The organism is Arenicella chitinivorans (assembly GCF_014651515.1).
Classification (GTDB): Bacteria; Pseudomonadota; Gammaproteobacteria; order Arenicellales; family Arenicellaceae; genus Arenicella; species Arenicella chitinivorans.
The window spans coordinates 79,510-104,730 of record NZ_BMXA01000004.1; the positions used below are offsets into that span (position 1 = coordinate 79,510).

12 protein-coding genes and 2 tRNA genes are annotated in these 25,221 nt (G+C 50.3%); 6 read left to right on the forward strand and 8 right to left on the reverse strand.

Going from position 1 to position 25,221, the window contains the following annotated elements:
* Window positions 1-50 precede the first annotated feature (50 nt).
* Window positions 51-2,891, reverse strand: coding sequence for a discoidin domain-containing protein (locus IE055_RS12085; RefSeq protein WP_189401446.1), 2,841 nt, complete (start codon window positions 2,889-2,891; stop codon window positions 51-53).
* 638 nt (window positions 2,892-3,529) lie between these two features.
* Window positions 3,530-4,438: a LysR family transcriptional regulator gene (locus IE055_RS12090; protein ID WP_189401449.1), complete on the reverse strand. Its 909-nt coding sequence runs from the start codon at window positions 4,436-4,438 to the stop codon at window positions 3,530-3,532.
* A gap of 126 nt (window positions 4,439-4,564) precedes the next feature.
* Between IE055_RS12090 and IE055_RS12095 the strand changes: the two genes are divergently transcribed.
* Window positions 4,565-4,930, forward strand: coding sequence for a DoxX family protein (locus IE055_RS12095; RefSeq protein ID WP_189401452.1), 366 nt, complete (start codon window positions 4,565-4,567; stop codon window positions 4,928-4,930).
* Between the two features lie 508 nt (window positions 4,931-5,438).
* Here the strand turns inward: IE055_RS12095 and IE055_RS12100 are convergent.
* From IE055_RS12100 to dnaG, 4 genes are all read right to left on the reverse strand, one after another.
* A tRNA-Val gene (locus tag IE055_RS12100) sits at window positions 5,439-5,555 on the reverse strand.
* Window positions 5,556-5,652: 97 nt separating this feature from the next.
* Window positions 5,653-5,729: transfer RNA gene (locus IE055_RS12105), tRNA-Ile, on the reverse strand.
* A 47-nt stretch (window positions 5,730-5,776) separates the two neighbouring features.
* Window positions 5,777-7,639 carry an RNA polymerase sigma factor RpoD gene (rpoD, locus tag IE055_RS12110; protein WP_189401455.1) on the reverse strand — a complete coding sequence of 621 codons (1,863 nt, stop codon included), beginning with the start codon at window positions 7,637-7,639 and terminating at the stop codon, window positions 5,777-5,779.
* A 192-nt stretch (window positions 7,640-7,831) separates the two neighbouring features.
* Window positions 7,832-9,661 carry a DNA primase gene (dnaG, locus tag IE055_RS12115; RefSeq protein WP_189401457.1) on the reverse strand — a complete coding sequence of 610 codons (1,830 nt, stop codon included), beginning with the start codon at window positions 9,659-9,661 and terminating at the stop codon, window positions 7,832-7,834.
* Window positions 9,662-9,875: 214 nt separating this feature from the next.
* Here dnaG and IE055_RS12120 point away from each other — a divergent pair, with 214 nt between their 5' ends.
* The 3 genes from IE055_RS12120 to IE055_RS12130 all read left to right on the forward strand — a co-directional run bounded on the left by IE055_RS12120 (window position 9,876) and on the right by IE055_RS12130 (window position 12,424).
* The gene (locus IE055_RS12120; RefSeq protein WP_189401460.1) at window positions 9,876-11,435 is read left to right on the forward strand and encodes a hypothetical protein; all 1,560 of its coding nucleotides are present in this window, start codon (window positions 9,876-9,878) and stop codon (window positions 11,433-11,435) included.
* Window positions 11,436-11,496: 61 nt separating this feature from the next.
* A complete protein-coding gene (locus IE055_RS12125) occupies window positions 11,497-12,204 on the forward strand; it encodes a hypothetical protein (protein WP_189401463.1) in 708 nt (235 codons plus the stop codon).
* A 64-nt stretch (window positions 12,205-12,268) separates the two neighbouring features.
* Window positions 12,269-12,424 (forward strand): hypothetical protein, encoded by a 156-nt coding sequence (locus IE055_RS12130; protein WP_189401466.1) that lies wholly within the window; start codon window positions 12,269-12,271, stop codon window positions 12,422-12,424.
* Window positions 12,425-12,574: 150 nt separating this feature from the next.
* Here IE055_RS12130 and IE055_RS12135 read toward each other — a convergent pair whose 3' ends face one another.
* Window positions 12,575-13,021: a GatB/YqeY domain-containing protein gene (locus IE055_RS12135; protein WP_189401469.1), complete on the reverse strand. Its 447-nt coding sequence runs from the start codon at window positions 13,019-13,021 to the stop codon at window positions 12,575-12,577.
* A gap of 42 nt (window positions 13,022-13,063) precedes the next feature.
* Window positions 13,064-13,279: a 30S ribosomal protein S21 gene (gene rpsU, locus IE055_RS12140; protein ID WP_113955348.1), complete on the reverse strand. Its 216-nt coding sequence runs from the start codon at window positions 13,277-13,279 to the stop codon at window positions 13,064-13,066.
* 259 nt (window positions 13,280-13,538) lie between these two features.
* On the opposite strand from rpsU, the gene tsaD reads away from it, so the two are divergent.
* Both tsaD and IE055_RS12150 read left to right on the forward strand, forming a co-directional pair.
* Window positions 13,539-14,570, forward strand: coding sequence for a tRNA (adenosine(37)-N6)-threonylcarbamoyltransferase complex transferase subunit TsaD (gene tsaD / locus IE055_RS12145; protein WP_189401471.1), 1,032 nt, complete (start codon window positions 13,539-13,541; stop codon window positions 14,568-14,570).
* 212 nt (window positions 14,571-14,782) lie between these two features.
* Window positions 14,783-25,219 carry a hypothetical protein gene (locus IE055_RS12150; RefSeq protein ID WP_189401474.1) on the forward strand — a complete coding sequence of 3,479 codons (10,437 nt, stop codon included), beginning with the start codon at window positions 14,783-14,785 and terminating at the stop codon, window positions 25,217-25,219.
* Window positions 25,220-25,221 lie beyond the last annotated feature (2 nt).

Sequence of the window (25,221 nt, forward strand, 5' to 3'; positions counted from 1 at the left end):
AGGTAGATGAGCCAAAACTTGTGGCGGGCACTGAAGGTGAAAGACAGGGCTTATTGTGACCCTAAGACCTCCATTTCATAGATTGAATAGCCCCAGTTATTACCGGCACTTCGAGTGGTGCCGTTCATGCGGACCCAACGATAGTTGCCCGACACATTTAAGGTGTCAGTGCGTGCACCAAATTGCCCACCGCTGAAACTCGCGATGGTGGTCCACGTTGCGTTATCGTTGGATGCCTGTACGGTATACGCTTCTGCGTTGGCCGCTTCCCAGTGGATTGTTACTTGCGACAGATTCGCACTGCCGCCAAGGTCGATCGTCAAGACACCGGGGTCCACATTGTGATTGGACTCCCAACGTGTGCTCGCATCACCATCAACCGCAAACGCCGCCGATTGCAACTGCGACGATGCCGTTGTTGACTTGTTCAGTGCCACATTCGTCGGTGTTGGACTGTTACCATGTACATAGGTCTGTGGCGCGGTGTCGATTACCATATTGCTGACCGCGTCAAAGTAGGTAAACCAGTAGCTGACTTGGTCGCCCGACTGTAACCCAGTCAGATCGTAGGTGTTCACACCGTTGGCTTGCGTCATGCGCAAATTCTGTTGAGGTCCACCATTCTTATTGTAGTGCACATCTGCCCAGCCGCTGGTATTGACGAAGAACTGTGCCACGCTGCTCGTTTGCGCGCTGATGCCGTAGTCTTCGCCTTGGCTGACCGGGCAACCAGTGACATCCACGGTGGTACCTGCTGGCGTGTTCGGGCATTGGTCCGCCGCATCATCGACACCATCACCGTCTGAGTCACTTGGCTGTTGTGAGTTCAAGTTGAATTCAATCCAGTTTAGATTCACCGCATCACCCGTAATATCGACACGCACGGTGTAAGTCCCCGCTTGTGCGATGTTCACCTGACCCAGGTTATGGGTTTCATACACTTGCCAGCCGCCGGTCGAGGTAAATGCGTCGCTGCCGACCACATTGCCGTTCAAGCTGATTGTGTAGGACGGGCCACTGGCGTTATCGGTTGCGACACGTGCTAACAGATCATAGTCCCCAACGCCGAGTTCCACACTGTATTCCAACCACTCACCTGCTGCGGTCCAACCCACGTTGTACGCGCCATTGGTGTCAGTCGTCGCCTCAATATCGACATCGTCGTTACGAGCTTCACCACCCGTGTTTCCGGCGGTTGTATCGAAATAGGCCACGTAATCCTGTGCTTGAATACGCTTAGTTTGTGGCGTGATCACAACGATCGGGCAACCATTAGCGTCGACTTGCGTACCAGGAGCTGTGTTCGGGCAATTGTCATTGTCATCAATCACACCGTCCCCATCACTGTCGGCTGGTGGATTGCCGCCACCTTCGTAGACAATATTGTCGATCGCATACTGAAAGGGTGCCGCAGGCAGGTTCGCACCGTCACTTGAGATGGCGAACATGTATTGCAACGACTGGATAGCGACTAGGTCACCGCGTAAATCCGCAACCGGGATTTCAACCTGGCCCCAGGCACCGTTTCTTACCAGTCCGTACTTAGTTTCAAAGGCCGGGAAGGTGATCCAATTTTCGTTGGTGTAGTTATCTGTCACACCAATTCGGAACGAGACATTGGCCGGAATCTGGATATTGAGTTTCAAAACACCTTCGGCAAAGTTACTCATGTCTCGAGGCTGATTGGTCTGAACCCCACCGCCAAACCAAGTGTTTTGACTGTCGTAGCTCCAAGCAATCACGTTGTCACCTTCAAACGGTGCGATAGACCCTTCGCTGCTGGTTGGATCCCAGAGGAAGACGCTTGAATCCACACCCGGCTCGAGTTTATTGGTGGTCGGTGTGTTATCCGTAAAAACGCCAAAGGTACCGGTTTCTGGTGTGGTCAAATCACCTTGAAACACTTCGCCGTGGCCGTTGTATTTGTAAATACGAATGTAGTCCACCAACATCTTGCCATTGTCTGGTGCCGTCACCTGACCCGCAGTCGCGGCGCTGGTGAAATTACCGCCAATCGCCATATTCATAATCAAATAAAATGGTGCGCGGAACGGGCCCTCATCAGAAAGCTCGATAGGCTCCTCGTACATATCATGCTCGACCCCGTTGTCAATGACGGTAAAACGCAGACTCTCAGGCGTCCAATAGGTACGGTAAGTGACAAAACGATCGTTCAAGGGGACCGTCGATACATACGCGTTGTCTGATTGCCAGGCCGTACTCGCAGCGCAGGTCTCATTGCCTGGAACACACGCCTGTTCTTCGTACGAAATTGCGTTGGCACCGGTAAAGTTGTTGATCGGTGGCGGGTCGGTTCGACCATCGTCGCTTGGATCATCATTGTGCGCATACCACTCAAGCCGAGCTTCGGTGCGATGCCCCATTTCCATCATGTCAATCTCACCTTTACGTGGCCAGGGCAGGGTTGACGTACCCAACATCCAAACAGCTGGCCAGTAACCCGTGTCGAGATTCGGAATTTGCATACGGTATTCAATCATGCCGTACTGCAGCGCCAGTTTGTTGGCCGAAAGTATCTTGCCGGAAGTAATCGGTCCGCCTGCTGGATGTTTAGCAATCAATTGTACGGCGGTATTCGTCGCTTGGCCCGGCGAAGGTTGGCCAGAGCTGATTGGCTCAATCGACACATTCGCTGTTTCATACGACTGCAACTCTTGATTGCCCCAACCGCACAAACCTTGCGCACAGCCGTTACCGACATCCACAGTCCAGACATCGCTGTTTAAGGTATCGAAATTGTCTGCCCAGAGTAATTCTCCGACTTGAGCTTGCGCAATCGCACTGAGCAGCCCCGAAGCCAGAATAAGAGATGAAGTCGCTACTCGCACAGATGTCTGTGCAGCGCGCGAGCGAGGTGATAGGTACTTCATTGCATTTGCTCCTAATAGTTATTCTTATGTGTTCGGATTTCAGGAAGGCAGCAGATGATCGCTCCGAAGCAGGATACGAAATTACCGAAGATTTTATCTCCACTACCTTCAATTCAGTGCCTTCTGAGTACTATTTGGCACTGTAATTTGAGTTAAAAATGAAACTCAGCAGATTGAGAACAACCAGCAGTGAGAGCGTATAGAAAGAGTCAGCTTACTCCACGGTGATTGCCCATCAGCACGCATACATTACTGTCAGTTATGAATGACAATCGACTAAGTTATGGTAGTTTCAATAATTTAGACGCCTTGAATAGCGCTCCAGAGTAGCGAGCTCTCAACACTCGAAGCGCAGATCGTACTCGGCGTAGTTGAACGCAAGCCCTAGATTTAAAGCGCGACGAACTGTCTAGATAAAAGAAAATTCAGGCATTTATACAGGCCGATCTAACGTGTTACTGCACAAGTTTGCCAGTTAGTGATGTTGCCCAAAATGAGTACAACCGGCTGGGTAATCAACGCAGTGGGACCGCGTAGCGTAATTCGAGGCAGCTGCCATCAGCCCTTCCACGTGTTAGTCTGAAATTAAATTACCCACGTTTGAATCTTCTCGTTGTTACGAAATGAATCTCACTTTTCTACCCCGACGACTCAATATGGTTGAAACTATATGCCTCGAACTGGTCCCATAAAGTTTGTGCTACTGGTCCTAATATTTGGTCCTTATTTTTAATCAGGTAATAGTCAAAGGTGACCCGACTCTGTATATCCTCTAAATTGAGCTCTAACAGGGTTCCATTATCAAGGCTTTTTTGAATCTGATGCTGAGGTAGCTTGCCCCAGCCCATGCCGCTCTCAATCAACATCTTCTTTGTGGCAAAGTCGTTCACATACCAACACCTTTGGCCATCTTGAACACCCCACCTCTTGTCCTTCGAATACTTCCCGGAATCTTGCACAACAATTTGGTATTCATTAAGCAGGTTTGTACTGGTCAGAAGTTCAGGATGACGGGCCAGTAGCTGCTCAGATGCGACATTAATCAGACAACCTGAACTCAGATAGTGCATTTTGAACTTTGTGTTTTGTATTAGCTCAGTACTTACCGGCGACAAACACAGAGTCGCCTGTTTCTCGGAAAGCGCCTCTACAGCACCAGTTAAACGCTCTTGCCTTAACACAATCTGTGTATCTGGGAATTGCTTTTGCACATGAGATAAGAGCGGAATGATACCTCGCAAATCATAAGAAGCTTCTGTTGCGAGAGTAATACTGGGTTCATTCCCTGAACTGATATGCCTAGCCATGTTCTGTAATGACGTGGCTTCATTTAACACTCGTAACGCATGTTGATACAGAATTCGCCCAGATTGCGTCAGTTCTAGCCGATACCCGGAACGACTAAACAGTGTCACCCCTAGCCCTATTTCTAACTGCTTGATGCTCTGACTTATTGCTGGCTGTGTTTTGTGTAAACGATCACTGGCGCCACGTAGCGACCCCAGTTCAGCAACGGATTGGAACATCAACAATTGATCAAGCTTCATAAATACCCCAACAAATAAAGAAAATGTTTATGTCATAAATAAAAACATTCAATATTATTTATATTATCACCAGATTAGTATGCATTTTCACTAGCATTATAGTTTTTAGGATCAACCGGAGAGAATATGAGTAAGTTCAAAACAATACTGGTGTGGCTATGCCTTGGGTTGGCTAGTCTGGCTTTTGCAGCAGCAGGGGCAGCCAAGCTGGCTGGTATCGAAATGGTCCATGCGTCTTTTGCCGAAATGGGGCTACCAATTTGGTTTGGTTACTTCATCGGTGCCTCTGAACTGGCAGGCGCTGTCGGTTTGTGGTTGCGCCGCACCAGCCGATATGCAAGCGCTGGTTTGTTTATCATTATGCTGGGCGCTACCTACTTTCACATAGTTTACGAATCATTTCCCAAGGCTATCCCAGCCATCGTTCTCGCAGGTCTGATGGTAGTTGTCTTCCTAACTCGCAAGACAAACTCAAATGACGACGCTCAGTAGCCTCAGTTACTACTGAGTTAATGCCCGCAGTATACCTTTCCGATGGTGGCGAACCGTTGCAACTCAAGGGGAAGCATAATCATGCAGAGCTGACTGATTTATTAAAATCACTGGTTACCATATTATCCACACCCGGCTTTCCCGCACTCGCTGTGCAAACTAATAGAATATGTAAGCGGTGCTACCGTTAAGAAGCAAAACACCGCGACATCCCTAATATGATATTTTCGGCCTACTTTGTTTATGGAATCTTTATCACTAATGAGCCAGGATGGAAATGCCGCGGTAATTGGAAAATCAACCACAACGACGATAGTTTGGTTTGCCAATAAGTAGCTTAGAGGCTAAACAATAGCCTCTTAGGGCCAGTCCAACTTAAAACGCGGTGGTTAAATTTTCTCTGCTGGGCCCACCTGGACTCGCACCAGGGACCAATGCCCGTTGTTATCAAGAGATGAGTCCACTGCGAACGGCGGTGCTGGACAGGAAGGTAACAGTGTCTTTTCTCTGGTGGGCCCACCTGGACTCGAACCAGGGACCAATGCCCGTTGTTATCAAGAGATGAGTCCACTGCGAACAGCGGTGCTGGACAGGAAGGTAACAGTGTCTTTTCTCTGGTGGGCCCACCTGGACTCGCACCAGGGACCAATGCCCGTTGTTATCAAGAGATGAGTCCACTGCGAACAGCGGTGCTGGACAGGAAGGTAACAGTGTCTTTTCTCTGGTGGGCCCACCTGGACTCGAACCAGGGACCAATGGATTATGAGTCCACTGCTCTAACCAACTGAGCTATAGGCCCCAGAGAAAAAGACACGCTCCTCGAGCGAGGAGCGCAATGATACAAAATTAGTTTTGTTCGAGGAAGCTTTTTAAGTGTTCAGAGCGACTTGGATGACGCAATTTGCGTAGCGCCTTGGCTTCAATTTGACGAATCCGTTCACGTGTCACGTCGAACTGTTTACCGACTTCTTCCAGCGTGTGGTCGGTATTCATACCAATACCGAAACGCATGCGCAGTACTTTGGCTTCGCGCGGTGTCAGACTTTCGAGAATTTCAGAGGTAGCGAACAACAAACCCGAAGTGGTGGCGGCTTCCATTGGCGCTTCGACGTTTTTATCTTCGATAAAATCACCCAGATTCGAATCTTCGTCGTCACCAATCGGGGTTTCCATGGAAATCGGCTCTTTGGCAATCTTGAGCACTTTGCGGATTTTGTCTTCCGGCATTTCCATTTTTTCCGCCAATTCTTCTGGCAATGCTTCACGACCTTTCTCTTGCAAAATCTGTCGCGAAATTCGATTCAGCTTGTTGATCGTTTCGATCATGTGCACTGGAATTCGAATCGTGCGCGCTTGGTCTGCAATAGAGCGCGTGATGGCTTGACGAATCCACCATGTAGCATAGGTCGAGAACTTGTAACCACGACGGTATTCAAATTTATCAACCGCTTTCATCAAACCAATGTTGCCCTCCTGAATCAGATCGAGGAATTGCAGACCACGGTTAGTGTATTTCTTGGCAATCGAGATGACTAAACGTAAGTTGGCCTCAACCATCTCTTTCTTAGCGCGACGTGCTTTCGCCTCGCCAATCGACATACGACGATTGATATCCTTGATTTCTTCGATGGGCACACCCAAGGTATCTACAATCCGCATCAACTTGGTTTGTGACATCACAATCATGGCCTGATTGTCTTCGATCTCGTCTTTCTTTTTGGCCGCCGCTAACAGCTTGTCGTAGAGCTTCTCATCGGTTTCGTTGCCCACAAATATCTCGATGAATTCTTTTCGCGAGATACCCGCTTCAGCAACCGCGATATCCATGATGGTTTTCTCAAAACCACGAATCACTTCCACTTGTTCACGAATCATCTCCCAAAGGTTTTCGATAACCTTGGGTACGAATTTGATCTCCATTAGGCCTTCAATCAGCTCGGCCTGCACTTTTCGTGCCTGCTTGCTGTCGTAGCCGTGGCTTTCAAGTGCTTTGGCATGACGTGCGTGTTGTTTACGCATCAAGGTGAAACGTTCGACGGCCTCGTCCATATCTGGACCGGTATCCACCGCCTTTTCAGAACTATCATCGTCCTCGTCATCATCGGCGTCATCACTCTCGCCGTCATCACTGTCGTCTTTGTTGTTCTGCGCAGCAGAACCAGACTGTACAGGATTCGGATCGATCTCGGCATTTGGGTCGATGAACGCCACCAGCAGATCGGTTAAACGCATTTCTTCTTTTTCGATTGCATCAAACGCATTCAGGATCGATTGAATCGCAGACGGACAGGCCGCCATCGCTTCAGTCGATTGACGGATACCGTCTTCAATGCGTTGCGCCAGATTGATCTCATCGGCGCGCGTCAGCAGATCAACCGTACCCATTTCACGCATGTACATGCGCACTGGGTCAGTCGTACGGCCAAACTCACTTTCAACCGCGGTTGCTAATACAGCATCCGTGTTGTCATCGTCTTCTTCTGCTTCCTTATCCGCCGCTGCTTTGTGCAATAAAGTGTCGGCATCTGGCACGCTGTCGAAGACATCAATCCCCATGTCGTTGATCATGTTAACTACCGACTCAATCTGATCGGTGTCATTCATGTCTTCTGGAAGATGGTCGTTGATTTCTCGATAAGTCAGGAAACCCTGCTCCTTACCTTTGAGAATTAGACGTTTGAGTTCGGTTTTTTTGCTACTCGAATCCATTAATGGAACCTCATATCAGCCCCTGCACCGTTCGAACGGAACAGCACATACAGCCAAATCGTGTAATGGGTTTTAAATCAGGTTAACGCTTAATTTTATAACATATATCATGAAAATTCGCGTTTTTTACAGTGAAACTCGTGTTGTTTGGCCTTTTTAAATAGGGACTTAGTCACGAATTATCAAGTACCATCACGATTTTAGGCTGTTTAAATAAAATTCGGTGAGTTGTTGCTTTCTGGCGTGCTCGGTCTCACTCAGTTCCGTAACCTTGGCTTTCTTGATTAAGGCTTCTAACTCGCCGTTAATTTGCTCCGGCTGCGATCGATTAAAATCCTCAATAATTCGTTGATTATTCATTCGAATCAGGTGCCGCGCTTCGTCGTCATCCAGTGACTCCTTATTATTGTGCGCATGGTTTGCAAGCGCCATCAGCGTATCGAAATAACTGGCTTGACGATAACGTTCAAGCAAGATTGCGGTCGTCGGTTTGTCAGTGGCAGCGCACACCGCATGAAGCTCCTGAATCGTGCCAATACCACGTACTTGCGTTTCAGGGATTGCATTCAACACCGTGAATTCCTCATAAAACTGTGGATACTGCAGAATCAACGACAACGCACGTCGGATCGGTGTGATGTATGTGTGCTGTTTACTGTGCGCCTGTGGCTTAGCCTGGCGTCGTGTCGAACCAACAGGTGGCGCAGAAGCCGCTTTGGCCGGCAACAGATCCGCTTCACTGACCTGAGTAATTAGAGACAACCGATCGACCAGTAGTTTCTTCAACACACCACCCGGTAGCTTTTCCAGCAGGGGACGCGCCAGCTTACTCAGTTTAGCGCGTCCATCAAGCCGGTTTACATCTGCTTGCGATTTTAATGTGTCTATCAAAAAATCCGGCAATGGCATGGCATCGCGCACTAACGCTTCAAAAGCCTCTTTGCCCACTTTTTTCACCATGGTGTCCGGATCTTCGCCATCAGGTAGAAATAAAAAGCTCATCTGATAGCCGTCTTGCAGCAACGGAAGACTGGTTTCTAATGCCTTCCAGGCTGCGGCTCGACCAGCTCGGTCACCGTCAAAACTGAAGGTGATGTTTTGTGTATGTCGAAACAAGCGCTGCAAATGCATGCTGCTGGTGGCGGTACCCAAAGTGGCGACTGCGTTGTCGATCCCGGCCTGCGCTAACGCCACCACATCCATATAGCCCTCAACCACTAGCACGCCGTCTGCGTCCTTGATACCCGCTCGCGCGCCATGCAAGTTATACAATTCCGAGCCTTTGTGAAAAATTGGCGTTTCCGGTGAGTTCAGGTATTTCGGGTTGCCTGCTTGTTCGTCGGCCTTATTCAGCACGCGACCGCCAAAGCCCACCACTCGGCCTCGATGATCATGAATTGGGAACATTATGCGATGACGGAAACGATCATAGACGCGTTTTTTGTCGTTTTCAGTCAACATGCCAGTATCAAGCAAGGCTTTTTGTGCTGACGTCGTGGCGCCATGCGTCGACATTAAATTGTCCCAACCAGGCGGCGCAAAACCAAGACCAAAACGCTTGGCAATCTGACCGCTTATTCCGCGTTGCTTTAGGTAGTCAATCGCCTGTTGCTTGTGAGTGTGTGCGCGCAATTGCTGCTGATAGAACTCATTGACGGTATCCATCAACTGGTACAGATCAATGCCCTGGCTAACCTTCGGTTTAGGCGTATGACCTTGCGACTCCTCAGGAATTTCCATACCCGCCAACGACGCTAACTTTTCGATCGCCTCGCGGAATTCCATGTGGTCGTATTCCATCAAAAAGCCAATCGCGGTGCCGTTCGCCCCACAACCAAAACAGTGATAAAACTGCTTAGCCGGCGAGACGGTAAACGATGGCGTTTTTTCGTTATGGAAGGGGCAACAGGCCTTGTAATTGGCACCGGCTTTTTTCAACGGAACGTATCCGTCGATCAGGTCGACCACATCCACGCGGTTTAGTAACTGATCAATAAAATGTTGAGGGATACGTCCGGCCATGTCGATATTCTACCTCGACCAAACCAAGAATAGGTGCTTTATCGACGACGCAACAGCCGATTTGGGTACGCTGTATTAATGTACGCCCTAGCTACGCCTAACGATATGTACTAAGCTTGTTAACTACGAAACGGGATTTTACGTGCTACTGGTTCAAACTCTACAATTCGTTGTAATACATTAGCATTCCTAAATTTGGGGGGAAGGTAGTTGTATGCGAAACGCAAAATTATTGCTGTTACTCGTGATCGCATTTGGGACCACTGCGGTTGACGGAAAAATTATTACCAAGTCGGTGAAATCACCCGTTGGGCTGCCCTGCAGCGATCTATTCAGCTACGCTGGGAAAACCTATTTCTGCGCCAAACACCCGATATATGGGGAAGAGCTTCATGCGTACAGTGGAACAGGCCCTCTTGGTACCACCACAATCATCGATCTTAGCGCTGGAATAGCCGGATCAAGGCCCTTTGGTTTATTCGAACTCAATGGCTTTCTGTTCTTTTTCGCTCAAACTCCCGCAGCCGGACACGCCCTCTGGCGCACCGACGGCACAGCACAAGGAACACAGCTCATTCGCTCTATCTCGCAGTCTTTCGGTGTTTATCCAACACCGATAAAATCGATTCTTGACTCTCGTGAAACGGTGGTTGGTCAGATCGCTGGGAGTGTTTACTTCGAAGGTTATTTGGATCCAAATGCTTCTGGTAATAGCGCGATGCCTGCAAAATTGTTCGTCAGCGATGGCACTTCGAGCGGGACTCAGGAAGTGATTGGCACCACGCTTGTTGCAGGCTCAGAAACCACCGCTAGGACGAACTATCTGGTACACAATAACGTGCTGTACTACTTGAGCGATGGGTCACTGAACGCAGTTTTCGGCAGCGCCAATAGCCTGGTCGCCAGTCTGCCTTTTAGCGCACAGCTACCCAAAACAACGTTCACCAAAATAAGTCATCTTAATAACATGGTGATCGATGCCGATGGCGAGATCTGGCTGAGTGATGGCAGCACCGGCGGTACCACACAATATCGGCAAGCAGTAGATCCCGGCGAGCCATACCATTTTCTAGTACCGATTGCTTCACGTAACAATCGCCTGCTTTACCTCCAACACCAGGCACTAGAAGCGTCCCCCAAGCTCATGATCACGGCATCGCCCAGTGATCTGGTACTGTTAGAACGTGATAGCGGCTTTCGGCTTTTAAACCCGGATCAGCCAGCATTTAATAATCACATATTACTGGCGGATAAACTGGAAGCCTTCACCACAAATGGAACGGTCATTGGCACTCTCTCAGTCCCGATATCAACCCTATACTCGGCACAACAAACCAGTACTGGATTCCTCGGATTCAGTGGTACACCGTCTGTCGTTGGCGCGCCAATCAGCCTGGTAAATTTTAATCCTGCAACGTTATCTACTAATCTACTTAAAAGCGGGTTGGGCAAGCCTAAGATTCTGGGTGAATCTGGAACATTAACGTTATTTAGCAACATCAAGTTAAACGGCAGCGGCGAAATATGGGTCACCAATGGTGGAGTTGGCAACGCTACGCTCGTCAAGTCAGGGATTGGATCGGTTGACATGACTCCACTACACCGGTTGGGCAATCAAAACTACCTAATTAATACCCCAAACTCCCTGGAATCTGGTGAAATTTGGCTCTCGAACGGATCCTCCGCTGGCACCTATCGATTAGAATTTGAGTACACACGCAGTTATAATGCAGCGGCCTTGAGCGCTATTGCGTCTTTTTTATTAGGTAGCTAACCGGTGCTCTGTGCCGCTAAGATAACATCGCCACATTTGAGTACTCAGTCGATAAAACCAGATGCAGAGCCAAAACATCGTGATCGGCCGCCGCTACAACGGCCCACCGGATTCCGCAAACGGCGGCTACACCGCCGGCTTGCTCGCGCGCGAGCTAAACGGCCCAGTGCAAGTTCGACTGGTGAGTCCACCGCCACTCGAGACGCCTCTTCGACTCGAAGCAGACGATTTAACAGCCTCACTTTTCCATGATGATGCCTTAATCGCAACGGCGGCGGTTTGCCAACTTGAATCGAGTACTCCTCAGTGTCCGGATAAACAAAGCATCTTGAATGCAAAGGGTTCCTACCCAAATTCACACCAGCACCAGCTTGCCAGCTGTTTTGTGTGCGGTCCTGCCCGCGACCCGAGTGACGGACTGGCTATTTTCCCCGTTGCATTTGATGATTATGGCGTCGGTAGCCTTTGGCGACCGAATCAATCAGTTCAAGATGAAGCGGGCCAAGTTCCCACTGAAATACTCTGGGCCGCCCTCGACTGTCCGGGTTATTTTGCGCATAGGCAAACCGAGCGTTTAATGTTATTGGGTTCGATGTCTGCTGAGGTGTTTATACGACCAAAAGCAGATCAAACCTTTACCGTGTGTGGCTGGCAAACGAAAGTCGATGGGCGGAAATTTTATTCCACAACGGCGATCTTCGACCAGCAAGGTCTACTTTGCGGAAAATCAGAACAGATTTGGTTTACACTCAGGACCGATAACAGCTAGATCCGAACAATACAAACAGAGTAGGGATGCTCTGATATAACAACGCGTACAATTATGTCCCCTCATGGCGATTAGCACACAGCTGATGGCGGGCGACGCAACCGCCAAGATTGCCACTAAAGCAGTTGGCAAGCCACGTGGATCAATGTTCAACGATAAAGTTAAAGCCTGCTTTTGTGCCGAAACCACCGCGAATGGGGACGCACTCTGGCGTACTTAGGGCAGCAAGCAGGGCACCATACCAATCCGCTCATTTCTTAGATGATGAATCTTAAGTAAATGCTCGCGATCTCGTGCACTCGTAATTCGAGTGTGCGTGCAGCAGAATTGCATCTACCACATCGCATTAAAACACGGAAGCTTAAATTGGTTAGGCGTTGAGTTTTGCTCGGATCATGCCGCTGACTTTGCCCATGTCAGCTTTTCCCTGAAGCTGAGCTTTCAATACACCCATAACTTTGCCCATATCTTTCATGGACTCAGCACCAGTGGATGAAATAGCCGCGGCAATCGCAGCATCGACTTCCTCGTCACTCAGCTGCTCAGGCATGTAGACCATTAAATTGTCTACGTGCGTTTGCTCTTTCTCTGCCAAATCCGCTCGATCACCAGCTTTAAATTGACTGATAGCGTCTTGCGACTGTTTGATCTGCTTTTGCAGAATCGCCATGACGTCGTCGTCGCTCAGAGCAACCCGGTCGTCAACTTCCTTGCGTTGGATGGCCGCACGTAACATGCGAATAGACTCAAGCTGCGATGCATTCTTCTCACGCATCGCAGTTTTCATGTCAGCCAGAATTTGTTCTTTCAGCGACATCGGTTAATCCTTCTATAACGAGATAGAAGATAACTGTCTGGCTTAGTACAAACGTGTTGTACGAATTCGACCACGAGAAGCACGTTTCATTTCACGCTTCTTCGCTGCAGCGCCCTTGCGCTTACGAACTGAAGTTGGCTTTTCGTAAAATTCACGGCGACGCATTTCGGTAAAGATACCGGCTTTTTCGCAAGAGCGACGAAAGCGGCGCAGAATGACGTCAAATGGCTCGTCGTTTTTAACTTTAACTTGTGGCATATCTTCTTTTTAAGTAACCTAAATTCTCTGCGAATGACAAATTAGTCATTCAGGACGCGCGATTCTAGCCGTTTGAATTTGGTTTGTACATACCTTTGCACTAATAAATTAGGTTACACAAGTTCGAACGCTTCCTGTTAATTTGGCCGACAAATCCAGATTGCTTTCAAAAATTGATTTATTTTCGCGCACGCCTATACTCGCCATCAGCTCCCGATCATCATACTAAGCTGTACCAACAATGACAGTGACTCCCTGAATGATTTACCACAAAACACCTCGAAGAGTTCTTGGAATCGAAACCTCATGCGACGACACCGGCGTTGCGATCTATGATGACGCCGAAGGCTTGCTAGGGCACGTTTTGTATTCCCAGATCAAAACGCATCAGGAATATGGCGGCGTGGTGCCAGAGCTCGCTGCGCGTGATCATATTCGCAAGGTCATTCCATTGGTCGACGCAGTGTTGAAACAAACGGGTTGTGATCCTTCTTCTATTAATGCTGTTGCTTATACTTGCGGCCCAGGTCTGGCTGGTGCGTTATTGGCTGGCTCAGCTGTGGCCAAAGGCCTGGCGTATGCTTGGAATGTGCCCACCATCGGCGTACACCACATGGAAGGGCACCTTTTAGCACCCATGCTAGAAGAGCGCGTACCGGCATTCCCGTTTGTCGCTCTACTGGTCTCCGGCGGCCACACGCTATTGGCCCATGTCAAAGGCATCGGGGAGTACCGCATTCTTGGCCAAACCCTCGATGATGCGGTTGGCGAAGCCTTCGATAAAACTGCGAAACTTCTTGGTCTCGGATATCCAGGCGGACCCGCGATCGCCCGTGTCGCCGAAACGGGTGATGGGACACGCTTCAGTTTCCCTCGCCCGATGGTTGATCGACCGGGAATGGACTTTAGCTACAGCGGATTAAAAACGGCCGCGCTTCAAGCCACTCAGAAAAATGATCTAGATGCGCAAACCGTCGCAGACATCGCCTGTGCATTTCAGGCGGCGGCAGTCGAAACCCTGGTCATAAAATGCGAGCGCGCACTGAAACATACGGGTACCGATCGACTGGTGGTTGCTGGCGGGGTCGGCGCTAACCTGCATCTTCGTGATCAATTACAACAGACGACTCAACGCCGTAATGCTGAGGTCTTTTTTCCGCGACTTGAGTTTTGCACCGATAACGGCGCGATGATCGCCCTTGCAGGCTGTAAACGTTTGCACCAGGCTCAAACCGAGTTTTCATTTGAGGTCAAACCTCGCTGGTCTTTAGAAGACTTACCTCCGGTTTAGCCTCCAACGAAGGCCCTTCCCCAAGGTCTCGATGAGTTGATTGTTCCTGCATTGCTAGTCCTTTCGTACTAGTGACAATATGCCCCCCCAACCCTATTATTTGCATTAACTTGGGTTAATGTGCTTTATTGACATTCTAGAACCTCACGAAACAAGAAGGCTGACTGCACAGCAACATGTCGCACTAACTCGTCACTAAGGGAAAAACCGCTATGAACACTCCGATTCTGTTCACTACACTGCGTCGTTCGTTGAAATCATCTCGTATCGTCTTGCTTTCGGCCTCCTTGGTAGTAGCGCCGGCCTGGGGGCAAACTGAACATGGGTCAGCCACGGTTGGTGGACGCCTCAGTAGCGACATGGCAGAGGCCTACCTCAGCATCTTCGCACCGATCTCCTCGTCTGAAGACAGCATCTTATTTCTAAATCCACGCTTGGCACTAAAGGATGAAGGCGAGAGCGAGGGTAACTTTGGTATTGGATACCGCAAATTATTTGGCGACAGTGCAATTCTCGGCGCCAATTTTTATGCTGATCGAAGTCGCACCCGATATGACAATAGTTTCGATCAATGGGGCTTAGGATTTGAGCTGCTGACCAACAACATCGACTTCCGAGCAAATTATTACAACCCGGGTTCGGATGTCATCATTGCCGCCACAGCAGACGTTGATACATTTTCGGAGTTTGTGGAAATCCAAAAACAGATTGAAGAGATGCGTGAAATAGAACGCCGCCTCTTGAACAGCCGAACCTCCTCCACATCGAGTGACTTTTATCGAGGCAACAACCTCCTCAATCAAACGCGCTCAACCACCCGAGACCGTTACCGAACAACGACCACCGACACCAAGACCACGACCACAACCACGACGACAACCAAGACCTTTACCGACCTTTTGTTTGAAATGCGCGAAGGCGGGCTAGAAGGGTACGATCTGGAGCTCGGCTATAAACTGCCCCTCAAAGACACCTTGCCAGAAGTCCGTATCTTTGGCGGTTACTATGATTTTGAGGGCCCATTCGACAGCGAAATCAAAGGTGCCAAAGGACGGCTTGAAGTACGTGCAGGCGATTACTTGACCTTTGATGCAGAGATATTTGAAGACGAAGAACTCCACGATACCGACTACTACGTCGGCGCCCGCATCAACATGCCATTCAGCTTCAGTCGTTTGTTCGATGGTAAAAATCCGTTTCTAGCCCGCAAGGATGACCTGCAACGTTTTCGCAACCGCCCGTTGTCCGAACGATTAGGCGAAGAAGTACTGCGCGATGTGAATGTCAAAACGGCCGAATCCGAGTTTGAGGAGAATATCGCTAAGCGACAGACCAAAGTTGAAGTGGATGTCGCCAAAGAAGTGGATGTTGACGTGGTGGTAACGTCGCGCGACAGTGAACGTGTGACACGTGACGATTCTGAGACGATATACACAAACGACGGTCAAGCCATTACCTTCACCCATGTCGACAGCAATTCCACCGGCACGGACCAAGGCACGTACGAAAACCCTAACACCAGTCTCACTTCCGCCAGTAACACGCAAATAACCGATGCCAATGACGTCATCCTGATTCATGCTGACAGTAACTTCGATGGCGAATCGGTAGACATAACTGACAATCAAATGTTGATTGGTCAGGGTGGCGGCATCGACACCAATATAACGACGGATCAAGGCACGATTGTCCTGCCGGATGCAAACGATGGCACCAATACGCCAGTCATCACCAATGGTGACATAAACATTAATTCACACAATGTAGTCGTAAGCAATTTAGCCATTGATGGCGGCAGCATCTCTACCGCGGCAGGTGGACACCATTCAGATATCACGATTACCAATGTCAGTGTTGCCAATGCCAGTGGCGATGCGATCAGCCTTGGTGATAATGGCGGTCAACTCGGTGGCACCATAACGTTAAGCGATATCGTCATTTCAGATGCTGGTGACGACGGTATCGACATCCAAAATCTGGTTCCAGACACACAGATTGTTGCCAACAATATCGATATTACGGGTGTTGGCGATGACGGGTTGGATATTGACGACCCAACTGGCAGCGCCACCAATGCAGCATTGAGCTTCACCAATCTGGCTATCGCAAATAGCGGCGACGCTGGGATCACTGTGTCCGGCTTAGGAGCTAACTCCAGCACCGAGTTTGTAAACACGTCGATCTCCAACAGCGGCACAGGCGGTCTTCGTGTTTCAGAACTCGGCACCGACGCCACCATGGCGTTTACGAATTTGGATATCAACAGCAGCGTCGAAAATGGCGTTCAACTGACCGACAACTCCGGCACACTGGTTTTCGATGCCGACTCAAGTCTGCAAGGCAGTGGCGAAGTCGCATTCCTAGTTCAAGGTGGCGATTCCGACGTCCGCTACTCCGGCACCATCGACCACACCGGCGCAGACGGTTTTGAGATGATTGAGCTCGACTCGACGCTGGCGGGCAGCAACATTGTTTTCGATAGTGAAGCAGCGGATGCCTTAGTCGACACCAACCTGGGTATCTATGTACACAGCAGCGCTGGTAATTTATCCATAACCGCAGACACGGAGTTAAGCGGTATTGACGGGGTCTTTATTAACAATTCCAGCGGCGACTACGCCTTTACCAATACACATTTAACCGACATTGACGGCACGCTTGACCCAGATGGCTCTTCGGATGGTGCGATCGACATCTTCGAAAACACCGGCACAATTTTCTTCGGTGAAAATAGCTCAGTCGATCAATCGCTGAACCTTGCCGCCGTCGCCGTTGGTGTGAACGCGGCTGGCGATGACAGTACGTTTGTATTCAATGGCACGATCAACGCTACGAACGGCAACGGCCTACAATTTGAGAATGCCGACGGTAGTTACACATTCGGCGGGGCAACAACGCTCAACGGCGGCAACGCGGGCATTGATATTCTGAATTCGTCCGATGGCGACTTTATCTTTGTCGACACCGATATCATTCACCCGACTGGTGTCGCGTTGAACATCAATGATGGTACCGCCAATGTGACATTTGGCGCCGATAGCTCGATCACACAATCCAATAACGCCGCAGCGGTACGGGTTGTGGATCACGCCACAGGCACATTAACCTTTATGGGCGATATCAGCGCTACCGATGGCGTTGGTCTACGGTTTAACAATGCCGATGGTACTTACAACTTCGGTGGTAACAATACGTTGAATGGTGGCAATGCGGCCGTCGACATCATCAACGATTCAGACGGCGCTTTCACTTGGACGGATCTGAACATTCTGAACCCCAACGGTCACGCACTGAATATTAACAGCGGCACGGCGACAGTAACCCTCGGGGCTGACAGTCAGATTGAACAAGGCAATGCGTTTAATGCGCTACGAGTAGTGGATCACAGCGGCGGCACCGTTACCCTCAATGGCACCATCAACGCCACCAACGGCAACGGCATCTTATTTAACAACGCGGATGGCACCTATGCGCTGAATGGCAACTCGACGCTCAATGGCGGCAATGCTGCGCTTGATATTGTAAACGGCTCAGCAGGCGACTTCACCATTCAGAATATGGACATTACCAACGCGAGCGGTATTGGCGTCAGGATCCAGGATCTGGACGGTGGGAATGTCAACTTCATCAATGGCAGTGTCGCTACCAACGCAACCGCGCCAACGGTGGATATTAATGGCGGTTCCGGTAATATTAATTTTCTGGGTAGCGATGTCACCCAAACCGGCACCGGGCTGGTGGTTGATGTTACCGACTTCGGCAACGGCAGCTCGAACATCTTATTTGATGCCTCGGGCAGCATAACGGCCACGACCGCAGGCAACCTTGGTATCCGCCTAAACGATAACAATGCCAACATCACACTCGCTAGCGCCAACATCGCTAACACGTCGTCACACGCTGTTCGATCGACCAACTCCTCTGGTCAGATCAACTTAAGCAATGTCGACATAAGCAATGCCGGTGGAGATGGCGTTCGCATCGCCAATCTTGACGGCACACTTCAGTTCCAACAAGGCAGTAGTATCGACGGCGCCGCCGGCAACGGCATTCATGTGATCGGCGGCGGTGCAGCGACCGAAGTTCAAATTCTGGGCACCTCAGGTGCGACGGACATTGCTAACGTCGGAGGCGACGGAATTGCGATCAGCAATACCACTGGCACGGTGACCATCTCAGACATCGACACGCAGAATGTTGGTGGATTGGCGTTTGACTTAAATAATACCGGCGCTGTCTCGGTTACCAGCGGTCTGACGTTCGCCGACATCGCCAACGGACGCTTCATTAACCAGACTGGTACGCACAACATCGTAAATGCCAGCCTGACAACTTTGTTAGTGAACGGTGGTAATGCCGATATCAATCTGACAAACACGACCTTTACCAACAACACCACAGACCCAACACTGACCGTCACCAACGGACACAGTGGCTCAATCATTGCTGACGTAAACTCTAGCTTTAACACCACCAATGGCACCGGCTTCCAATTCAGTAATGCGGACGGCGTATACACCTTCAACGGTACCAATATCTTCAATGGTGGTGACGCCGGCATCAATATTGTTAACGATTCAGCAGGCAACTTCACATTTGGCGTCAACAGTTCAATTACGAACCCGAGCGGTGTGGCGTTCAACGTCAACAATAGCTCAGCAACCGTTAATTACAACGGCACCATCACGCAAAACAATGCCGCTTCCGCTGTTAACATCAGCAACAACACCGGCGGCGCAGTGACGTTTGGTGGCCAAGTGACCGCCAACACGTCTACCGCTAACGCAGTTCGTATCGTCAACAACACCAACACCACCAGCTTAAATGGCGGCCTGAATATTGATACCACTAGTGGCATCGGTCTTCGCATCAACAACGGTGGTACGGTGAATGTAAGCAATGTGGCCGATGAATCAATCACCACCGAGTCTGGCACAGCTTTGTCAGTGACTGGCGCTGGCTCTGTCGCAAACCTCGCGCTGGATTCAATTAACGGTACTAATCTGGGTGGCAACGACGGCATCGTCATCGACAACACCGGTGGCGGCGATATCTCGGTTGGCAGCATAGATCTGACCGGTGGCGGTATCGATATCGATAATCACGCAGGCACCTTATCCGTGTCCGGTACGACCAATATTACCGGGGCGGCGGCTTCAGCCATCGACATCAACAACATCGTCAATAACATCACCTTTGGTGACGTAAACATTGGTGGTTCAGTCAACGGTAACGGCATCAGCCTCAGTAATATTGATGTCGCCGATATCGACTTAACCTTCGGCAATGTGAATATTGGCCAAGGTGCAGCTGACTTTATTAATGGTCACGGCATCGCTATTGCCGAAGTCAACGCCAACGGCACAAGTATAGCAACTAGCCCTGTTATGACGTTTGGCAACACCAATATTGATCATTATACCGGTTCTGCCATCTCGGTAATCGATACGACGCTCGAAGGCGGCATCGGTCAGGCGCAGTTGAATTTCGGTGACACCCTGATTGACAACACGCTCAACAGTACAGCCAACGCGGTCGATCTACGCGGCGGTAACTTCAGGAATAGCTTTGACAGTCTGTCGATTGATAAAAATAGCATTGGCGGCCACGGCGTTTTCTTCCAAGCAAATCGCGCCAATCTCAACATCGGTGGCTCTACAAACTCTGGGTTTGACGGCGGTGTTATCCAAGGCATTGCCGCTGGCTCGGATGCCATTTTGGTTGATTCTTTGGGCGCACCAGGACTATCCGTACGCCTCCGTCATGTAGACCTCAACCCCGACGGCTCATCAAATGGCGACCACGGCTATCGAAGTACTGCTTCAAACATATCCAATCTCCAAATATTTGACTCGCGCGCGCACGGCGTCGCCGGCGAAGCATTGGATGTCAATAACTCAAGCGAAGTTCGCTGGGGCGGCAATACGTTTAGCTCCGACAATAACGCGGCAGTACGCATCACGGGTGCCGGCACTGGCGCTGGGCAACGCACCCTGGTTAGTTTTGTTGGCGACGCCGCCGCAACTGCAAGTGGTCCAACCGTGGTGACGGATGCGGCGGCAGGCGGCATCCTCATCGAAAATGCCAGCCTCGGACAATTTAATGTTGGTACCTTCGGGGCACCGGATTTGGTTATTGGATCAAGTAGCAATCGTGTCTCAGGGCCTGGGTTGTCGCTTACGAATGTGAATACTTTCCCAGGCACAGCAGGTTTCTTCGAGGTAATTAACTTCGGTGAACTGGATATTTTTACCGACGGCGGCACAGGGTTACTGGTGAATAACAGCGCACTCACACCTGCTGACCTCGAACTCAACTCACAGGGCGGCACCGTCGACACCGTTAACGGCGCCGCGATAGACCTCACCAATGTGAGCTTTGGTGGTAGCGGTTTCAACCTGGACTCCGTCATTTCCTCCGATTCGACCAACAACGGGATCGCGCTCAGCGGCTTAGGCGGCGGCACATTCAACACCACGCAGCTCACCGCGAGTGGTGCGGACGTGGCCGCAATACGCATCCAGGGCACAAACACCTCGACGATCAACCTGGGCGATGTGGACCTCACGATCAGTGATAATAACGTGACCGGATTGGACATCAGTGGCGCGATCATCAATGGCGACCTAAGTGCCAGTGATTTTGACGTGACCGCCAGCTCGTCAACTGGGACGACTGCGATCAACGTGGTCGATGCATCCGGCAGCGGCGTAGTCCAGCTGGGCGACACCAACACCAACGGCGGCGAAAATGCCACCATAGCTGGCACGAATGTCGGTGTATTGTTCTCATCCAATACCAATCTTGCCTTTACCTTCGGGGATGGTTCCAACACCAGTCCAGACGGTATTCAGTCCGAAATCGACGCCACCACACCCATCAGTCATGATGGGTCGGGGCTGCCGACCAACGGTACCTACGATTTTAATGACGTTAACCTGATTGGCGATACTTCGACTCTGGCTGGTCCAGATGTGTACTACGTAGACGCAACTGGGTTGGGTACCGGCACGTCACAAACCAACGCAGGCAGCATTGCCGGTGCGGAAACCTCTGGTGCGGACGCTATTGTTCTGCTCGACACCAATGATAATGGCACTCAAGACAGCATCGATCAGGCCAACGCACCACATGAAAGCGGTGGTTTGATCAACTCACTGGAGTTAGACGACGGCCAAATCCTGATTTCACTGGTCGATGGTCAAACCATCGACCTCGGTGCCTTCGGTCTGTCTGGCGGTGCGCCAGCAAACTTTGAAACCAATGTGGGCTCCTCATCACAAATCACCGGCGATTCCAGCTTGGACTCGGTCACCGCAATCCTGACAACCAACAGCGGCGATACCGTGGTGATGAACGGTTCTGCAGTGGTTAACGGCAACACCATCACCAACACAGGCACAGGTAACGCCTTGTCTTCAACCCAACCGGCCACCAATGTAACGTTACAAATTAACAACAACACCTTAACCGGCGGCAGCAACGGGGCCGGTCTTTCAATCGACGGTTCTGGTACGGGTACCGTTACTATCACCGAGTTCAATGGAAATAATATCCGTGGCGCTGGCGGTAATGGAATCGACATCACTGATGTCACCTTTGATGCGGATCTCATGACCGCAGGCTTCCAACAGGTATTGGCTGGCAACACAGTTGTTGGCATCAACGCCGCTAACCGCGTACAGGGCGATGGCGTGCGGCTCAACAATGTTCTGGGCGACATCAGTTTTACCAATTTGAATATCTTTAATGACAACGGCACCGGCTTATATGTACGTGACGCGGGCGGCAAAACTGGTACCTTCTCTATTGCGATTGCCGGCGGTACCGTCGACACCACCAACGGCACAGCACTGGACATTGACCCGGTCTTGGCCAACATCGTATTAGGTTCGGTTTTCTCCACCAATGCCAATGGGCAGGGTTCCAGTGCGACTAACGCCGGTGGCGTGTTCCTAGATGGTGTAGATGCACAAGGCGGTGCGGGCGCAAACGCCGTTACAATCAATAATCTAGCGGTGACCAATTCCAACGATGCTGGCGTCAATATTCTGAATTCAACCGGTGCCTTCACATTTAACAACGCAGTGATCAACAATACCGGTTCCGCTGGTGGCGGCGTCGATCTGGACCTAGGCTCAGGCGACACGGCCACGGTTAGCTTCAATGGTTTGGACATCGTCACTAACAGCGGTACAGGGTTCGATGCCAATGGAACTGCAGGTTCACTACTGACGCTAACCACAACTGGTACCAATAGTATTAATACCGCTACCGGCCAGATTTTAAATCTGAATGACGTAACCCTGGGTAATAACGTTACGTTTACTAACCTAACATCGAGCGGTTCGGTAGCCAATGGAAATGCGATCTTTCTTAATTTAGTGGTTGGCAACACATTGAATGGTGGCAACGTGACGGTCGCAGGCACGAGTAATGGCGACGGAATTCATATTGCTAACTCAAGCACCAACACGACCTTTACTTCTATTGATATCGACAATGTCTCCGCCAATGGTATCCAGCTAACGGCTGCCGCAGATGCTGGCAACACCGGCAGCTTTACCGTCAGCGGACTAACTGACATTAATGGCACAGGCGCGGGTCAGTCAGCGATCGATATTAGCAACCAGGCTGGCGCAGTAAACTTTGCGAATGTAAATATTAATAATCGCGGCGGTGCAGGTATTGCGATTGATGGCTTCAATGATGGATCTCAAGATATCGACTTCGGGACGGTAACCATTAATAACCAATCAAGCTCCAACACCAGTGCTATTGCGATTGATAATATCAATGGTGCAGGTAGTACCGTCGACATTACCAACGTTGCAATCAACGGCAACGGTACCGGTGGGGCAGGTATTGCCTTGTCAAATAACGACGGTGCCACGATCAATATTAATGGCGGCTCTATCCAAAACGCCGGTGGCGCTGCGCTCAGCATCTCAAACAGTGCAGGCGATGTCACCTACGCAGGCACGATTAACAACACCGCGGGCCGCTCAGTCCAAATTCTCAATAACGAAAATGGCGCTGACATTACTTTATCGGGCGCGATTACCGATACAGGCACCGGTATCTTAGTCAACAGTAACAACATAGGTGGTAACGCCACCGTCAACTTCACTGGCGGCATGACACTGAATACCGGAGCCAATGATGCGTTTACTGCGACTAATGGCGGTGTAATCAATGTCACCGGTACCAATCAAATTGGTAATGCCTCACCTGTTACCAATCGCGCAATCACAATTACCGACACGCTGATCGGCACAAATGGTGTGACGTTCCAAAGTGTTAATCAAACCGGCGGTGGATCTGCCATCGTTCTATCGAACACAGGTAGCGGCGCCTTTAACATCACCGGTAACGGTGTAACGGGCGGCACTCTGGCAACCAATAACAATGGTTCTGGCGGCTCTATCACAGGGTCGACTGGCGACGCGATTTCACTAAACAATACTGGCCCGGTAACACTGCGACAAATGAACATTGGCGCAGCTGGCGGCTTGGGTAACATTGGTGGCAGTGGTGTTCGCGCCAATGCGGTGAACGGCCTGATCGTGGCGAACACCAATTTCCGAAACGTGGGCAACCAGGCAGCACCAGATGAAGCGGCGATTTTTATTACAGCGCCGTCTACCTCGAGCAATGTCACGCTTGCCAACAATCTGTTTAATCGTTCTTTTGACGACCATGTCCGCATTGAGAATCAAGGTAACGTTCTTGGAACAATCAGCGTCACCCAAAATAATTTCGACGATAATACCGCCAGCGGAGTCGGTAACGATGCCTTACTCTATATCGGTAATAATGGCTCGAACACCACGCTGAACGTCACTGGCAACCGCTTTCATCAAAGCGCCGGTGATCATATACAGGTTGGCCTAAATGGATCGGCTTCTGCGACGGTCAATATTGGTGGACCGAACGCAGCCGATGGCAACACCATGACCGCCAATCTCAACACGGTTTTGGGTTCGGGTATCACGCTTAGTTCAGGCGCATCTGGCGGTGGTTTTAGCGGCACCTTAAACTATTTGATTCAAAACAACAGCATCAATAATGCAAATGCTGCCGCGATCAATCTCAACCTCTCTGCCACATCGACAGCGACAGCCTTGTATACCGGTTCAATACTCAATAATCAAATTGGGACTGCTGGCAGCCCTGAATCAGCAGGGTTTGGTATCACGCTCACCGGCAACGGTTCTGGCACCTTGGAGGCCATCGTCAATAACAATACCATTCAAGAACACGATGGTGATTTTGCACTCACTATACAGGCGCGTGACGGCAATAATACAGTCGCCGTATCAGCTGCAAATAACACGTTTAGAAACACGACCAACGTAACCGGGTTCGGCTTGATCGGTATCAGTGCAGGGGCCACGGCCACTGATGCTGTCACTGTGTGTGTCGACCTCCAGAACAATGACTTTGCGGGTCAAGCGCCTTCTGCTGGCGGTGGCGCCGACTTCTTCATTCGTGAAGGCACCGGAACTAACACATTAATTTTACCGGGTTATGCTGGTGGTGCCACAGACAACGCGGCCGTGACCGCATTCATACAAGGTCAAAACACCGGTACACCGACTGGATTTGTTTCGAGTGGCGATGGTATCACTGGCACTGCCTGTCCATAGCG

What these genes read in the sequence shown, in the direction of transcription:
- IE055_RS12085 (WP_189401446.1), bottom strand. Translation starts at nt 2,891, where the DNA reads ATGAAGTACCTATCACCTCGCTCGCGCGCTGCACAGACATCTGTGCGA.
- IE055_RS12130 (WP_189401466.1), top strand. Translation starts at nt 12,269, where the DNA reads ATGGCGATTAGCACACAGCTGATGGCGGGCGACGCAACCGCCAAGATT.
- rpsU (WP_113955348.1), bottom strand. Translation starts at nt 13,279, where the DNA reads ATGCCACAAGTTAAAGTTAAAAACGACGAGCCATTTGACGTCATTCTG.
- IE055_RS12090 (WP_189401449.1), bottom strand. Translation starts at nt 4,438, where the DNA reads ATGAAGCTTGATCAATTGTTGATGTTCCAATCCGTTGCTGAACTGGGG.
- IE055_RS12135 (WP_189401469.1), bottom strand. Translation starts at nt 13,021, where the DNA reads ATGTCGCTGAAAGAACAAATTCTGGCTGACATGAAAACTGCGATGCGT.
- dnaG (WP_189401457.1), bottom strand. Translation starts at nt 9,661, where the DNA reads ATGGCCGGACGTATCCCTCAACATTTTATTGATCAGTTACTAAACCGC.
- IE055_RS12095 (WP_189401452.1), top strand. Translation starts at nt 4,565, where the DNA reads ATGAGTAAGTTCAAAACAATACTGGTGTGGCTATGCCTTGGGTTGGCT.
- IE055_RS12150 (WP_189401474.1), top strand. Translation starts at nt 14,783, where the DNA reads ATGAACACTCCGATTCTGTTCACTACACTGCGTCGTTCGTTGAAATCA.
- IE055_RS12125 (WP_189401463.1), top strand. Translation starts at nt 11,497, where the DNA reads ATGCAGAGCCAAAACATCGTGATCGGCCGCCGCTACAACGGCCCACCG.
- tsaD (WP_189401471.1), top strand. Translation starts at nt 13,539, where the DNA reads ATGATTTACCACAAAACACCTCGAAGAGTTCTTGGAATCGAAACCTCA.
- rpoD (WP_189401455.1), bottom strand. Translation starts at nt 7,639, where the DNA reads ATGGATTCGAGTAGCAAAAAAACCGAACTCAAACGTCTAATTCTCAAA.
- IE055_RS12120 (WP_189401460.1), top strand. Translation starts at nt 9,876, where the DNA reads ATGCGAAACGCAAAATTATTGCTGTTACTCGTGATCGCATTTGGGACC.